Genomic DNA, 15648 nt, shown 5'->3' on the forward strand with positions numbered 1-15648 from the left:
GATTCTCCCTAAGCAAGACAGATACGCCGAAAAAAAAGCCAAATTCCGAATTTAAGGGGGAATTTGTGAAGCATGTTAGAGTGATTAAGATTATTCTCGGGCTTATTTTACTGTTTTCCGGTATTGCTAAGATTGCAGATCCGTCAAAAGCAGTAAATCTTATGCTTGAGTTTAAGATTGTTCCCGAGTCTGTAATCCTCATTATTATTTCAATTCTTCCTGTTTTAGAAATTTTATTCGGAGTGCTCTTGATATCAAATATGTATCAAAAGTTTGCATCAATTTCCGCACTGGTTTTGTTTACAGGATTTTTCCTTATAAGCATTTACGGAACAATTACAGGCCTTAATTCAGACTGCGGGTGTTTCGGGTCTGTGATAAAAAGCAGGATTGGGTGGGGTATGGTTGTGAGAAATGGGGTGTTTGTTATTGGGTGCGGGTATGCGGGAAGGAAAAAGTTAAAGTAATGATTATATATAATAACCAATAGCGTATCGTGATATGCCGGCATGGAGGAATTAATAAAATACTAATCTCATTGGAGGGAATAATGAAAAAGAGTAATATCAATTTATTCGTAATTATAATGTTATTTTCCATTATAGTTTCATCTGTAGGATTAATTTATTCGTTTATTAAACCGGAAGAGGCAAACGCAATGGCTTTACCTATTTTCTTACCAGGAAAACAAACAACGATATTTGATATGCCAACATGTAAATGTTTAGACAAAAATGAATTTAGCTGTATTTGTTGGTTTTAAAAAAATAAATAAGATTTCAGTATAAAACTTAAATGACCGGCATATCACAATTAAAATTAATGTGATAAATGAATATCATAGATGAGGATAACACAAATGAAAAGAAAAATTAATTTGTTTTTTGTAATTGCAATTTATTTTGGTTTTATACAATATACTACAATTTTATACGGAAAAAATAATAATCATTGGAATGGTAAAAGAGGTAAAGAATTATTTTCACATATATTTGTTAAAAAAAATAAAATAAATCTTGATTATGGTGAGAATATATTGTTCTCAATCTTTGGTATAGCGATTGATAATAGGAATAATATAATAATTACTGATACGTACGGAAAACAAGTCGTTGTATTTTCTGCAGATGGGAAAATTGAGAAAGTAATTGCCAAGGAAGGTAAGGGGCCGGGTGAAGTACTAATGCCTACTGTTGTTACAATTGGTGATAGCGGTAAGATATATTTGGTAGATCATGTAATGAGAAGAATCTCAATATTCAGTAGTGATTATAAATTTAAGGATTCTTTTATCTTCAAAACAAGGCATCAACAGCCATTTTGTATATCCAAGGTAAAAGATTATATATTTATGTCAGGAGCAAATGTGTTAATCTCTGACTATGATCCAGAGAAAGATATTGTTTTCAGAAAAGAGCCGCTGTTTATTAATAAATACGATTGTAATGGCAATTATTTAAAATCATTTTTCCCTATTGGCAAAAAGTATAGTAATACAATTATAAGTAGTGATGATTGTTTTTTTTATATTTGTAATGATAGTATTTATGCAGTGCAGGAGCATTTGTATAAAATTCATGTATTTGATTTGAATGGTAAATTATATCGTTCTTTCGGGGAAAAACCTTCATATTTTAAGCAGGTAAAAAGGAAGGATATATTAAGTGAAAAGAGAAAGCTTACAAAGGAAGAGGGCGCGTTATTTCGAATATCATATAGTAAAATAGTTTCAATACTGGCTTTCGATAATTTTATAATTTTACAAAGTTCAATACCTTTAAAAGCAGTAGATGACGAATATGATTTTAATAAAGGCGAGTACAGAATAGATATTTATAACATAGGAGGAAAATTGCTAATAAGTGGAGTAAGTTCAGGGATATTTGAAATGAGATGCACAGATAAAGATAATAATATTTATTTTGTTGAGTATAAAGACTTTGGTGATGAATCCCGTCCGCCCAAATATATTATTGGTAAATACCGTTTAAATACAGAACTACTGAAAAAGATAGAGAAGGGTTTGTAGATGAGTAAAAATAATATTTTCGGGATATTCTTTATAGTTATTGCCGTACTTTGCATTAGTAATATATCATTAATTGTCAGAGTAAACAGCCAAAATAAAAAGATTGCTAAATTAAGTTATAAAAATAGAATTCAACAATTAGATAGAGAGTTAAAAGCAAAAAAACTGCCTGATTTCACATTAAAAGATATTGAAGGAAACCTTGTAAATTCTGATTCCATTTTGCATAAAAAGCCTTATACGCTTTTTGTGTTTTTTTCACCTTCTGACTGCGGTTCATGTTTAATGGAAAGGTTTTTCTGGCAGAAGATAGCAGATAAAAGAGATATTAATGTTATTGGAGTAACCAACCATAATCTGCGGGAATTGAAAAAATGGCTTAGACAGGCACAATTTAACATACCGATTTTACATGATAAAAAGAGTGAATTGTATCTGTCAATAGGAATTAACAAGACCCCTGCAAAGGTCTTGGTGGACACACAGCAAAGAATTTATTTTATAGATACAAATAATTATATTTACAGAGATACACAGAAGTATTTTTTAAGACTGATAGATGAAGTAATTTTAAAGGATAAGAAGAGTAGTTAATTAATCAGAAAGCTGGATTTTTCCACTCTTCTCAAACATATTGTACTTGGTAAAGAATATGAAAAGAAGCTTGGCTTCTTGGGGTAGAAATTTGCAGAGCTCGACTTTTCTTCTGGTTCTCAGGCAGGAGTTTGGGAATCAAAGGAAAGAAATAAGTAGTTATTGGAAATATAATAGGAACAAAAATAAAAAACCACTTGACAAAACTTTTTTTTACATTTTACAAGTTGATGGTATATTTTAAGCAGTACAGCATTTGCATCTTTAGTTTTAGCATCTTACCATAATTGCAGCAAAGCAGTTTTGCATCTAATTGCAGAGGGATTGGTACATCCTGGAATTAAAAGGAGTATTTCCTCAATAAGACAGATGCGTCAAGATTTATTCGAAAAATAATACTACAAATTCAGGGGGAATTTGTGAATATTGTGAAAGCTGTTAAGTTTATTCTCGGTTTGGTTTTACTTTTTTCCGGAATTAGCAAGATTCTTGATCCGGGGAAAGCGGTATATCTTATGATTGAGTTGAAAATCATTCCTGAAGATTTGATTCTGATAATTATTTCAATCTTACTAGTGCTTGAGATTTTAATTGGTGTTTTTCTTGTTTCCGGAATGTATCATAAGTTTGCAACAATTATTAGAGTAATAAGCATTAAATGTCAGCGGGTCAATTCCCTGATTATATCGGCCTTGTCCGGAAACATACGTAAGAGTTCCGCTCGGCCTGCAAGTGTAAAATCCGCAAAATCGAAACCCGGAGCAACTGTGCAGCCTACAAGAGTAAAATCAGGAGAGGTTCCGATATCTTCAGCAGAATATGTAGAAGCGCCGAACCAGGAACCTTCAGGAATAACAGCCTGAAAAATTTTACCTTTTTCGAGATTGCTTCCAAGTTTTATTGTATAGTATCTGCTTCCAGGATCAATTATGTGCAGCAAAAGAGGCGAACCGTAATAGAAATGCCACAGTTCATCCTGTTTTATGGAGTGAAAAGCAGAGAATTCTCCTCTCCGCAGCAGAAAATAGATTGCTGTTGAAAACGAGCGGTCTCCGTTAAAGCGTGCAGGAAGGTGTGCCCTGTGAATTATTTCGTTTGACCTGTAAGTCTCTCGGAAAAATCCACCCTCCGGATGCGGAGAGAGTTTTAATTTGTCAATCCAGTATTCTGCATTACCTGTCTGCATGTTAAAACCCTACAGCCCCTGCTGTATAACTTTGTTTGTCAGTGTACCGAGGCCTGAAATTGATATATCAATAACATCACCGTGTTTTACGGGAGAAACACCCTCAGGTGTGCCTGTGGCAATTATATCCCCGGGTTCAAGTGTCATGAATTTTGTGATATAAGATATAATCCGGCCGATATTAAAAATCATATCTTTTGTACTGGCTTTCTGGCGTGTTTCGTTATTTACTTTTAATTCAATTTCAAGATTATCCGGATTCTCTATAACATCAGCCGGAACAATAAACGGGCCCACAGGCATGAAAGTATCAATGCTTTTTGAAGGGAACCAGGGATTCCCGTTTTTAATATCAGTTTTCTGCATTTCCCGTGCTGTTATATCATTAACAATAGTAAATCCTGCTACATAATCTAAAGCATTGTCTTCAGTTACATTTTTTGCCTGTTTGCCTATTATAATACCAAGTTCTGCTTCATGGTCAACTCTCGTGTTCAGCCATGACGGAATTATTATATCCTGTTTATGCCCGATTACTGCAGACGGAGCTTTTGCAAAAAAGACAGGCTCTTCAGGAATTGAATGCTTGAGCTCTTCTGCATGGGCTTTGTAATTGCGGCCGATACATATTATTTTTGAAGGACGGGAAATAGGCGGATTTATTACAGCGTCTTCAGGCACTTCAAGATCCCGCTTTTTTGATGTGACCCATGGCTCATCCATTACTGCTTTGATAACTTCTCCGGAGCAGTAACCCATTTCGACAAGCATCTGGAGAAATGGAATTTGTATGGGGTTTTTTGACCCCTGAGCTTTTTGATAAATTTCAAGTGCACTACTCAAGTTTAAAGAGCCATTGTCCGTCTCAGCTCCGATGGCAAATAAATCGTTATTATATGTGTAAGAAAAAAGTTTCATAATGTCCCCGTAATTTTTTAAAGATAAATGACTTCTATGAATTGTAATTATTTACTTTGATTTAATCAAGTGTAAAATTGATAAATGAAAATATTTGTGTAATAGTGGCCGTCTGTCTGAACGCATGCAACAAACCAAATAGCAGGAGATCTCCTGAATAAAACAGGTATTTAAAAATATGGGTGAATTATCAGGCGGGAGTATTTATTACAGAAATTGATGATTTATCTTGAAATTTAAATTTAAAATTAATATTTTATACCACATGAAAATAGTTGTAATTTTGTGCTGCATAAGGCAGAGCAGAAAATGAGAAAAAAAACTTGCGAAACGTGAAATATTTATTTAACTTAGACAGCTTGGCATAGTTTTATATGTTTGAAGAATTAATTGAAAAATTAGATGCCTCTGTAAGAAATATAAGGGGTGTCGGAAAAATAACAGAGCGGAACATTGACGAGCCGCTTCGAATGATGCGCAGAGCACTTCTCGAAGCGGATGTTAATTATAAAGTAGCAAAAGATTTTATTCAGGCTGTTAAAGAAGAGGCTCTCGGAGCTGAAGTAGCGCCAAAAATCAGCCCGGGGCAGCAGCTTGTTAAAATTGTACATAATGAACTTACAGCTCTGCTTGGAGGTGAAAGCGCACCTCTTCGTGAGGGGAATATTCCTCCCTCGGTTATTATGATAGCAGGGCTGCAGGGATCGGGCAAAACAACATTTGCAGGTAAGCTTGCACTGTTTCTGAAAAAAAAGAGTAAAAGCCCTCTGCTTGTAAGTGTTGATGTATACCGCCCCGCAGCAATTGAACAGCTTAAAGTTCTGGGACGGTCTGCCGGGATAGAAGTTTTTGACAGCAAAGAGAATATGGCGCCTGCTGAAATTCTCAGTAATTCTGTCGAATATGCAAGAAAAAATGGGTTTGATACTCTGGTTCTTGATACAGCAGGACGTCTTCATATAGATCAGAAGATGATGGAGGAGTTAAAACAGCTTAAGGAAGCTGTTAAACCTGTTGAGGTGTTGTTCGTTGCTGATAGCATGACAGGACAGGATGCGGTTAATTCAGCAGCAGCATTTTTGAAAGACCTGGATTTTACAGGTGTCGTACTATCCAAGATGGATGGTGATGCCAGAGGAGGTGCTGCTCTGTCTGTTAAAGCTGTGACAGGCAGATATATAAAATTTATTTCAAACGGAGAAAAATTAGACACTCTTGAACCTTTTTATCCGGAGAGGATGGCATCACGCATTCTTGGGATGGGGGATGTTGTTACCCTTGTGGAAAAGGCTCAGGAAGCAGCTGATCTTAAAAAGAGCGAGCGTCTTGCAAAAAAGTTAAAACGTAATGAGTTTACTCTTGAAGATTTTTTGGATCAGTTAAATCAGGTACGGAAGATGGGGCCTTTAGATCAGCTGGCAGGAATGATTCCCGGAGTCGGGAAGCAGATGAAAGGCCTTCAGGTAGATGAGTATGCACTGATCCGTATTGAAGCTATAATAAATTCAATGACTTTTGAAGAAAGGCGCAGCCCTGCAATTATCGGAGGAAGCAGAAGAAAGCGTATAGCAGACGGAAGCGGAACTTCGGTTCAGGATGTGAACCGGCTTTTAAAGCAGTTTAAAATGATGCAGAAAATGGTTAAACAGATGAGTCGTTTTCGTCCCCGAATGATTCCTGGCGGAATTCCAATGGGATGATACATTGGCTACGAAACGATAAACACGCAAAAAGAGGAGGTTTTCTTTGGCAGTAAAGATACGATTAACGAGGATGGGGAGGAAGAAAAAACCCTTCTACCGTATTGTGGTGATGGATACACGCGCCAAAAGAGACGGAAAATATATTGAAAGACTTGGTATCTATAATCCGATGGTTAATCCTCCGGATATAAGAATAGATGAGGAAAGAGTCGGATACTGGATTGATACGGGTGCGTTAATTTCAGATACAGTTAACAGCCTTCTGAAAAAGAAGGGTATTATTCATAAACGCTATCTTAAAAAGAAAGGGCTCAGTGAAGGCGAGATTGATGAGGAGATGAAGAAGTGGGAAGTCCTTCAAATTGAGAGAGAAAGACGTTTGGCAAAAGAGGCCGAATTAAAAGGCAAGCAAAAGAAAGTAGAAGAGCCTGAAGAGGCAAAGGCAGAAGAAACCGGAGCTGAAGAAGTCAAAAAAGAAGAAGCCGAGGTAGAAGAGGCCAAAGCAGAAGAAGTCAAGAAAGAAGAAGTCAAGAAAGAAGAAACCAAAGTGGAAGAAACATCAAAAGAAGAACCAGTTCCTTCCGCAGAAGAAGTAAAAGAAACAGTTGATGCGGCTGAAGAAAAGCCGCCTGAAAATAAAACGGTTGAACCAGAGCAGGATACGGTTGACCAACAGCAAGAGTTAGATAAGCAACAAGAGCAAAATTAGAGAGTAACGGCGGATGTTCTGTCCCTGCCTAGTAGAGCAGGAACTTTATCAGCAATAGTCCGATGTTAAACTTCCTGTTGATTTTGGCGGGGAATTTGTGAACAATCTGGACGGATGCGAAAGTGAAAAAGGAGGGAAAGATGAAGGAATTCATCGAATTTATCGCAAAGCACTTAGTTGACAATCCTGAAGCTGTTGATGTGACCGAAGTAGAAGGAGAGAAAACAACTGTTTATGAGCTTCGTGTTGGCGATGGAGATCTCGGTAAAGTTATAGGCCGGAAAGGTCAGACCGCCAAATCGATGAGGACTTTGCTGGCTGCAGCGTCTGCCAAAAGAGGGAAAAGAGCAGTACTGGAAATTCTTGAATAGTTCACTTAAACAAAGAAGCGGGGTATTTAAAGTCGTTGGTTTCTATAGGTGTTATCTCAAAGCCGCATGGTATTAAAGGAGAAGTTCGTGTGCATCCTTTAATAGATTGTCTGGATATTATTAAGGCCGGCACAGAATGCAGATTAAATGTTGATGGAAATGAGCGCACTGTAGAAATTATGCAAGCCAGGCTTCATAGTGATGTGTTGATTGTTAAAATCAAAGAAGTGAACGACAGGAACGAAGCGGAATCCCTGCGTGGTGCTGAATTCGTCATTAGTGAAGATGAATTGCCAGAGAGGGGTGATGGCTCTTTTTATGCATTTCAGCTCATCGGCCTGAAAGTTGTTGCAGTTGACGGCCGGAATATCGGTGTTGTAACTGATATTATGGAAACTCCGGGGCAGATGACTTATGTGATTGATGCCGAAGGTAAAGAGGTGCTGATCCCTGCAGTAGAGGAGTTTGTCAAAGATGTTAATTTAAATACTGGTGTGATAAAAATACTCCCTATTGAAGGGTTGATTGACTAGTATGAGAATTGATGTAGTAACACCGTTTCCAGGTATGATTGAGCCGATATTCAACGAGAGTATGCTTAAACGTGCCTGTGAGAAAGCGCTTGTTACAATCTCTGTATCGGATTTAAGAGAATTCACTTCTGACAGACACCGTACTGTTGATGATGCTCCTTACGGAGGGGGCCCGGGTATGATTTTAAAGCCGGAGCCTATTTTCCTTGCTGTTGATTCTTTGAAATCCAATTATCCTGATAAAGAGCCAAGGATAATTTTGATGACTCCTCAGGGTGAGAAGTACAGCCAGAAAAAGGCTATGGAACTATCAGGTGAAGATTATTTGATTTTTATCTGCGGGCACTATCGGGGAGTTGATGAAAGAGTAGTTGAAACGCTTGTTACTGATGAAATATCCATTGGCGATTATATCCTGACAGGCGGAGAACTTGCAGCTGCTGTAGTAATTGATTCTGTAGTGCGTCTTATTCCCGGAGTATTGGGTGATTTTGACTCTGCAGAAGGGGATACATTCACATGCGGGATGTTTGATTATCCCCATTATACAAGGCCTGAAGATTTTCGGGGAATGCGCGTCCCTGATGTTTTGTTGTCCGGCCATCATGCACGTATAGAAGAGTGGCGCAGAAAAAAGGCTCTTGAAAAAACAAAAAGAGAAAGGCCGGATCTCCTTGACAGGGAGACTAAAGATAAATTTTAAAAAAAGTGAAAGTTTAATATTTTAGATACTTAGGAGGTTAGTTCAGATGGATCCCCTTGATATGGTAACAGCAGATCAGCTTAAAACAGATATCCCGGAATTCGAGGCGGGAGATAATGTTGCGGTGCATTACAAAGTAATTGAAGGTGACAAAGAACGTATACAGATTTTTAAAGGTCTGGTAATAAAGAAAAAGGGAAAAGGTATTAACAGGACTTTTACTGTGCGGAAGATTTCAGGAGGAGTCGGAGTTGAACGTGTATTTCCTCTTTTTTCACCGCGGATTGCAAAGATTGAAAGAACAAGAAGAGGCAAGGTACGCCGTGCGAAACTTTATTATATCCGAAAACTTCGCGGTAAAGCCGCAAGAATTGAGGAGCGCAGATAAGTTATTCCCTTTCTCTAATGGATTATAAGGCCGAGTACAAAATTACAGATGTGCTTGGCCTTTTTAAATTAAAAAGTAAAAAGCAGAATTGCTCAGGGTGTAATTTTGTTCAGCAGCGAATTTGTCAATAAATTAAAAACAGCCAAAGAAGTAATAAATTTGCCTTCGGGAAAAGCCCTTCCGGAAATTTTAACAAGGGCATGGGGAGAATCTGCCCTGTGAATCAAATTAAAGAAAAATTATCCAGAATTCCTCAGACACCCGGAGTTTATCTTTTAAAAAAATCCGGCGGAAAAATTATATATGTTGGCAAAGCAAAAAAACTTAGAAACAGACTTCATTCTCATTTCAGAGCAGGAAAGGATTCTGACCTGAAGCACAGGCGTCTTATGTCTCAGGTAGAAGATTTCGAATATATATTAACAGATACAGAGATAGAAGCTTTAATTCTCGAAGCGAACCTTATTAAAGAACATAAACCGAGATACAATGTTAACCTGAAAGATGACAAAACCTATCCTTACATAAGAATCACAAGCGAACCATATCCGAGAGTTTTTATAACCCGAAGGATAATAAAGGACGGCTCAATTTATCTCGGCCCGTATACTGATGTGGGATCATTAAGAAAACTCATATCTGCAGCACAACGAATCTTCCCCATACGTACTTGTACGAGAGTGATAAATAGTGAGACTATCTTAAATAAAAAACACAAAGTCTGTCTTAATTTTCAGATAGGCCGCTGCTTCGGCCCGTGCGAAGGTAGAATTTCTCAAAAAGAGTATCTGTGGAATGTAGATCAGGTTGTAAGGTTTATCAAAGGAAAAAACAGTAAATTGCTTAAGAATCTTAATGATCGTATGTTGTCTCTGGCGAAAAACCGGCTTTTTGAGGAGGCTGCAAGATTGAGAGATGAAATTGAATCCATAAAAAAATTCAGCTATCTACAGAAGGTAGTGGATTCTGTCAGTGCTGACCGAGATATAATAACTGTGGCTTCCAAAGAAAAAGAGAGCTGTTGTGTTGTTTTTAATGTAAGAGAGGGCAGGATAATAAACAGGCTCCATTTTTATCTCGAAAACAGGGAGGAGGCTGAACCTGAACATGTTATTTCGGCATTTATAAAACAGTTTTACATGAGAACAGATTTTATCCCCGGAGAAATACTGATACCTTTTAATATTGCTGACAGAGAAGAGATTGAAGAGTGGCTGAAAAAAAAGCGAAACGGCAGAGTTTCAATAGTCACACCAAAACAGGGAAAAAAAGCAGGCCTTATGAGGATGAGCCTTAAAAATGCGGAACTTCTTCTTGAAGAGATGCTTATTCAGAAGAAGGAAGCTGCAAATATGGTTCTGAAATCAGTTGAAACTTTACAAAAGGATTTGAACCTAAAGCAACCTCCTGTAAGAATAGAAGCTTTTGATATATCAAATATTCAGGGGAAAGATTCTGTGGCGTCTCTTGTTGTGTTTGAAAACGGCAGGCCGAAAAAATCCGAATACAGAAAATACAAGATTAAAACTGTGGAGGGGCCTGATGATTTCCGCTCTATGGCAGAAGTTGTTGAAAGAAGAATTTCAAGGCTTCTTAAGGAAAACAGGCCGCTGCCGGACCTCATTCTTGTTGACGGGGGCAAGGGCCAGCTTTCTGCTGCTTCGGAAGTTCTTCTAAAATTCGGTTTGAAAAATCAGCCTGTAATAGGGCTTGCAAAAAAGCTGGAGGAGGTGTTTATTCCGGGATATTCCGACCCGCAGAATATTCCTAAAACTTCGCCGGCACTGTACCTTTTGCAGCGAATCAGAGACGAGGCGCACAGGTTTGCCATAACATTTCACAGGCAGAGAAGAAAAAAACGCACACTCCGTTCAGTACTTGATGATATCCCGGGAATAGGAGAAAAGAGAAGGAACTCTCTATTAAAGGCTTTCGGTTCAGTTGAGGGAGTAAAAAAAGCATCAATTTCTGAAATTGAAGCAGTTGCCGGTGTGGGTAAAAACGCAGCGCAGAAGATTGTTGAAGCATTGAAGAATTGGGGCAGGGAATAAATTTTGTTAGCAGGTTTCAATTGATTGTGTATTGATGTATTGTCATTTTTATTTAAGCAGCGAGAGCAAAATAGAAAAGAATTATTTGTCATAGTTTTATGTGTGAATATTTAATAAGGAAACGAGAAATGGAAACAATACTGGAAAATAAAATAAACCTTGGGTTTTTCCCGACGCCGCTTCACTACTTGAAAAATTTGTCAAATGAATTTCCGGATTATAATATCTTTATTAAAAGGGATGATAACACAGGTTTGGCATCCGGCGGCAACAAGACAAGAAAACTTGAGTACCTTCTGAAAGAGGCTGTTGACAGCGGATGTGATACGCTTATTACTGCAGGTGCCCAGCAGTCCAATCACTGCCGTCAGACTGCTGCTGCCTGCTCTGCTGCAGGGCTGGAATGCCATTTGATGCTGGGAGGGGCAGAGCCTGAGGTGTTTGACGGGAATCTGCTGCTTTCATATTTGCTGGGCGCAGAAATTCATTTTTCAGGGGAGAAAAGAAAGGGAGAAGATATCCCGCTGCTGAAAGAGGAGCTTACACAGAAGGGGAAAAATGTTTATGTTGTCCCATACGGAGGATCAAATTTTACAGGCGCTCTCGGGTATGTGAATGCAGCAGGAGAGCTGAAAAAACAATTAAAAAAGCAGAATATTAAGATTGATTATATATTCTTTGCTTCCAGTTCCGGCGGGACTCAGGCAGGCCTGATAATAGGACTTGATCTGTTCGGAGTCGATGCAGAGCTGATTCCCGTAAACATAGACAAAGATGAGACATACGGTATGCCTACAGAAGAGTATATTTTAAATCTTGTTCAAAAAGGAAGGGAAAAATTTAAAATTAAAAAGGATTATCAGCTTAAAGACATAAGATTAGTCAGAGATTATGACAAAGCAGGTTATGGGGTGATAACTGATAATGAAAGAACAGCAATAAAGAAACTTGCGGAAACAGAGGGGATTATTCTTGACCCTGTATATACCGGAAGAGCTTTTTACGGAATGCTGGACTATTTAACAAGAAAAAAAATTCCGATAAAATCCAATGTGCTTTTCTGGCATACCGGCGGATTGCCGTCGAATTTTTACTATGCGGAAAAACTGAAATAAATTAAAAGTGGAAATTATCAATACATTTCGAATTGATTCTTAAAGTAAAAAGATTAAACATGAAATATTTAATAATCATATTTATGCTGTTTTTTGTTTATTGTGAAAAGGGCGTAGATGAACCGGAAATATCAGATCAGAGAAATGATACAGGCGTTGTACTTAACATCCCTTTAACAGGCAGCCTGCAAAACCCTGCTTTCTCACCGGATTCAAAGTCAATTGTTTTTACAAGATTTATAAACGGATATAATCAGGAACCTTCTGAATTGTACAGATATAATATTTTTACAGAACAGTTGAGTTTAATTGTGTCTGACGGCAGCGCAAATGTAAACCTCCCTGGCTCTTCGTGGAACAAAACAATCCGTAAAATTGTATTTTCTTCGTCGAGGGAGCCGCACGATGAAATATACCTGATTTCCGAGGCCAGTACAACAGGTGGTGAAATCAGGATTACAAGCCGTGTTGACAGTGCAGCGTACGAGCCTACGTTAAGCCCTGACGGAGAATGGATTGTATTTGAATCGCATAAACTGGATGAAGAAGGTGACGGTATCATAGTTAAGTATAAAACTGACAGAAGCTCCCGTTATATTTTTCTCACTGATCCAAAAGATGATTGCAGGCAGCCCAATTGGTCGCCTGCCGGGAATAAGATACTTTTCCAGAAGTTTGAGAATACTCAGTGGGATATATGGATTATGAATCCGGATGGAACGGATAAAGTCAGAGTTACATCCGGCCCGGGGGATAAGACCGATGCTTCATTTTCAGATAACGGTCAATATATTGTTTTTAGCAGCGATTTTGAATCTGACACGGCAAATATCTATAAAATATTAATTTCAGGAGGAGATCCTGTCAGGCTGACGAGATATTCAGGTTATGACGGAGCACCATCTTTGTCCCCGGATGGTTCAAAACTTATTTTTGAGTCATGTGAAGGAGAACCGGATAATTCCGGAGGAACAAAATTAATAATGTTAAAACAATGAATTCCGTATTATTCCTTATGCAAATTGAATTTGCTTTATTTGTCTCTTTTTTAAAAATGTTTTGAAATAAGAAATAAACTGTTAAATTATCCACATGATCAAAGACAAAATAAAATCCCGCGATGAGCTTTCAATATTATGCAAGCATATAAAAAAATCAGGGAAAACAATCGGCTTTACAAGCGGTGCGTTTGATCTGGTTCATGCAGGACATGCTGATTACCTTGAAAAAGCAGCGGCAATTTGCGATATCCTCATTGTCGGAGTAAACAGTGATCTCTCTGTAAAGAGGTACAAAGGAGAAGATAGGCCCTTAATCTCCGAAAAGCACAGAATTAAGGTAGTTGCGGCATTTGAATTTGTGAATTATGTTTTTTTGTTTGATGAAAGAAGAAATAAAAAAAATATTGAGCTGCTCAAGCCGGATTTTTATATCAAAGCAGGAGATTATAATCAGGAATCATTAACTTCCGCTTCTGATGTTAAATCTTATGGCGGAGAAGTGAAATTGATTCCTGTAACAGAAGATATTTCAACAACTTCAATAATTAAAAGAATAACCAGGCTGAATCAAAGCGATAAGTCGGAATGGGTTGAATATGACAATGCAGTGCATAGAGAAATACGGCCTGCCAAGAAATCGCCTGCACTTTTCTTAGACCGCGACGGTACAATTAATGAAGAGGTTTTGTATCTGCACAATCCTGATGATTGGAAACCTGTTCCAGGGGCTGTTGAAGGGATAAAGAAATTTCAAAATATGGGATACAGGATTATAATTGTTACTAATCAGCCAGGGATAGGCCTGGGGTATTTCCCTGAATCTGATTTTTATGCTGTTAACAGGAGAATGCTTAAGAATTTTTCAAAAGCAGGTGTTTTAATTGATAAGATATATTTCTGCCCTCACAGTAAATCTCAAAAATGCGGATGCAGGAAACCGGAGCTGGGCTTGCTTAAAAGAGCAGAAGAAGACCTTAATATAGATTTGTTGAAAAGTGTAATAATTGGTGATAAAACTTCAGATATAGAAACAGGCAGAAGAGCAGGGATAACAACATTTCTTGTTGAAACCGGTTTTGCAGGGAAAGACAAAGAGTATGATGCTGTTCCTGATTATACAATTGAGACAATAAAAGAAGCTGCTGATATTATGCTTAATAGGGAACGGGTGTAATATTCAGGCATAAACTATTGGAAATAGAAAATTAATTCAGCTTTTCAGTAAAAAGGGTAAAATAAGCCTTGACATTATAGCAAAAAATCTTTACTATATTGTCCCTGTTAGGGTAGTTCTTTTAAAGATGTGAAAAACGGAAAATAAATAGAAAATCGACATTTTTGGCTTGACATTTTAATTTTTTCGCTTTACCTTAAAGAACGTATTAAGATAGATAAAATTTATAAATATTTACTAAGTTCTTTGTCAATTTCGCGTGCACGGCCTTCGTTTATGAGTTATGTTTTGTAACGAAGAAAAGAAATAAAATAATATATTACAACGGAGAGTTTGATCCTGGCTCAGGACGAACGCTGGCGGCGTGCTTAACACATGCAAGTCGAGGAGAACGGGATTCTTCGGATTCCCTAGTAAACTGGCGAATGGGTGAGTAACGCGTAGGCAATCTGCCTTACAGAGAGGGATAACATCGGGAAACTGGTGCTAATACCTCATATAATTTTTTTATTGCATGGTAGAAAAATGAAAAGGGCTACTTTTAGTAGTGCCGCTGTAAGATGAGCCTGCGTCCTTTTAGCTTGTTGGTAGGGTAACGGCCTACCAAGGCGACGATGGGTAGCTGGTCTGAGAGGATGATCAGCCACACTGGCACTGAGACACGGGCCAGACTCCTACGGGAGGCAGCAGTGAGGAATATTGGGCAATGGGCGCAAGCCTGACCCAGCAACGCCGCGTGAGTGATGAAGCACCGAGGTGTGTAAAGCTCTGTTAGGAGGGAAGAAACTCCCGATTTGTCGGGATTGACGGTACCTCCAGAGGAAGCTCCGGCTAACTCCGTGCCAGCAGCCGCGGTAATACGGGGGGAGCAAGCGTTGTCCGGATTTACTGGGCGTAAAGAGCGTGTAGGCGGGATAATAAGTCAGTGGTGAAATCTTACGGCTCAACCGTAAGCGTGCTACTGATACTGTTGTCCTTGAGTGTGGAAGAGGGAAGTGGAATTCCAGGTGTAGCGGTGAAATGCGTAGATATCTGGAGGAACACCAGTGGCGAAAGCGGCCTCCTGGGCTGTCCCTGACGCTAAGACGCGAAAGCTAGGGTAGCAAACGGGATTAGAAACCCCGGTAGTCCTAGCCGTAAACGATGCAGACTTGGTGTTGGTGGCTTAATAAC

General features: G+C 38.3%; 16 protein-coding genes and 1 rRNA gene. 15 read left to right on the forward strand and 2 right to left on the reverse strand.

Features of this window, described 5'->3' with window-relative positions; translation table 11 throughout:
- Window positions 1–65: 65 nt before the first annotated feature.
- The 4 genes from J7K93_03515 (at window position 66) to J7K93_03530 (ending at window position 2623) form a co-directional block, all read left to right on the forward strand.
- Window positions 66–467, forward strand: coding sequence for a methylamine utilization protein (locus J7K93_03515; GenBank protein ID MCD6116062.1), 402 nt, complete (start codon window positions 66–68; stop codon window positions 465–467).
- A gap of 83 nt (window positions 468–550) precedes the next feature.
- Window positions 551–763 (forward strand): hypothetical protein, encoded by a 213-nt coding sequence (locus tag J7K93_03520; protein MCD6116063.1) that lies wholly within the window; start codon window positions 551–553, stop codon window positions 761–763.
- 96 nt (window positions 764–859) lie between these two features.
- Window positions 860–2029: a 6-bladed beta-propeller gene (locus tag J7K93_03525; GenBank protein MCD6116064.1), complete on the forward strand. Its 1170-nt coding sequence runs from the start codon at window positions 860–862 to the stop codon at window positions 2027–2029.
- Window positions 2030–2623, forward strand: a complete 594-nt coding sequence (locus J7K93_03530) for a TlpA family protein disulfide reductase (GenBank protein ID MCD6116065.1) — start codon at window positions 2030–2032, stop codon at window positions 2621–2623.
- Between the two features lie 661 nt (window positions 2624–3284).
- Here J7K93_03530 and J7K93_03535 read toward each other — a convergent pair.
- The gene (locus J7K93_03535; protein MCD6116066.1) at window positions 3285–3809 is read right to left on the reverse strand and encodes a cupin domain-containing protein; all 525 of its coding nucleotides are present in this window, start codon (window positions 3807–3809) and stop codon (window positions 3285–3287) included.
- Between the two features lie 9 nt (window positions 3810–3818).
- A complete protein-coding gene (locus J7K93_03540; protein ID MCD6116067.1) occupies window positions 3819–4532 on the reverse strand; it encodes a fumarylacetoacetate hydrolase family protein in 714 nt (237 codons plus the stop codon).
- Window positions 4533–5101: 569 nt separating this feature from the next.
- On the opposite strand from J7K93_03540, the gene ffh reads away from it, so the two are divergent.
- The 11 genes from ffh to J7K93_03595 all read left to right on the forward strand — a co-directional run.
- Window positions 5102–6427, forward strand: a complete 1326-nt coding sequence (gene ffh, locus J7K93_03545; protein ID MCD6116068.1) for a signal recognition particle protein — start codon at window positions 5102–5104, stop codon at window positions 6425–6427.
- A 46-nt stretch (window positions 6428–6473) separates the two neighbouring features.
- Complete coding sequence (gene rpsP / locus J7K93_03550) at window positions 6474–7139, forward strand: 30S ribosomal protein S16 (protein MCD6116069.1); 666 nt, start codon at window positions 6474–6476, stop codon at window positions 7137–7139.
- Window positions 7140–7279: 140 nt separating this feature from the next.
- On the forward strand, window positions 7280–7510 hold the full coding sequence (locus J7K93_03555; GenBank protein ID MCD6116070.1) for a KH domain-containing protein: 231 nt from the start codon (window positions 7280–7282) through the stop codon (window positions 7508–7510).
- A 35-nt stretch (window positions 7511–7545) separates the two neighbouring features.
- Window positions 7546–8043, forward strand: a complete 498-nt coding sequence (gene rimM, locus J7K93_03560; protein MCD6116071.1) for a 16S rRNA processing protein RimM — start codon at window positions 7546–7548, stop codon at window positions 8041–8043.
- A gap of 1 nt (window position 8044) precedes the next feature.
- Window positions 8045–8746: a tRNA (guanosine(37)-N1)-methyltransferase TrmD gene (gene trmD, locus J7K93_03565; GenBank protein MCD6116072.1), complete on the forward strand. Its 702-nt coding sequence runs from the start codon at window positions 8045–8047 to the stop codon at window positions 8744–8746.
- 46 nt (window positions 8747–8792) lie between these two features.
- Complete coding sequence (gene rplS / locus J7K93_03570; GenBank protein MCD6116073.1) at window positions 8793–9134, forward strand: 50S ribosomal protein L19; 342 nt, start codon at window positions 8793–8795, stop codon at window positions 9132–9134.
- A 200-nt stretch (window positions 9135–9334) separates the two neighbouring features.
- Entirely contained in the window at window positions 9335–11185 is a 1851-nt protein-coding gene (locus tag J7K93_03575) for an excinuclease ABC subunit C (protein ID MCD6116074.1), read from the forward strand.
- 128 nt (window positions 11186–11313) lie between these two features.
- Entirely contained in the window at window positions 11314–12300 is a 987-nt protein-coding gene (locus J7K93_03580; protein MCD6116075.1) for a D-cysteine desulfhydrase family protein, read from the forward strand.
- Window positions 12301–12359: 59 nt separating this feature from the next.
- Window positions 12360–13298, forward strand: coding sequence for a PD40 domain-containing protein (locus J7K93_03585; protein ID MCD6116076.1), 939 nt, complete (start codon window positions 12360–12362; stop codon window positions 13296–13298).
- A 94-nt stretch (window positions 13299–13392) separates the two neighbouring features.
- Window positions 13393–14475, forward strand: a complete 1083-nt coding sequence (locus tag J7K93_03590; protein ID MCD6116077.1) for an HAD-IIIA family hydrolase — start codon at window positions 13393–13395, stop codon at window positions 14473–14475.
- Window positions 14476–14796: 321 nt separating this feature from the next.
- Window positions 14797–15648, forward strand: a 16S ribosomal RNA gene (locus J7K93_03595); the annotation flags it as partial.

It is taken from the genome of bacterium (genome assembly GCA_021158245.1).
Classification (GTDB): Bacteria; Zhuqueibacterota; QNDG01; order QNDG01; family QNDG01; genus QNDG01.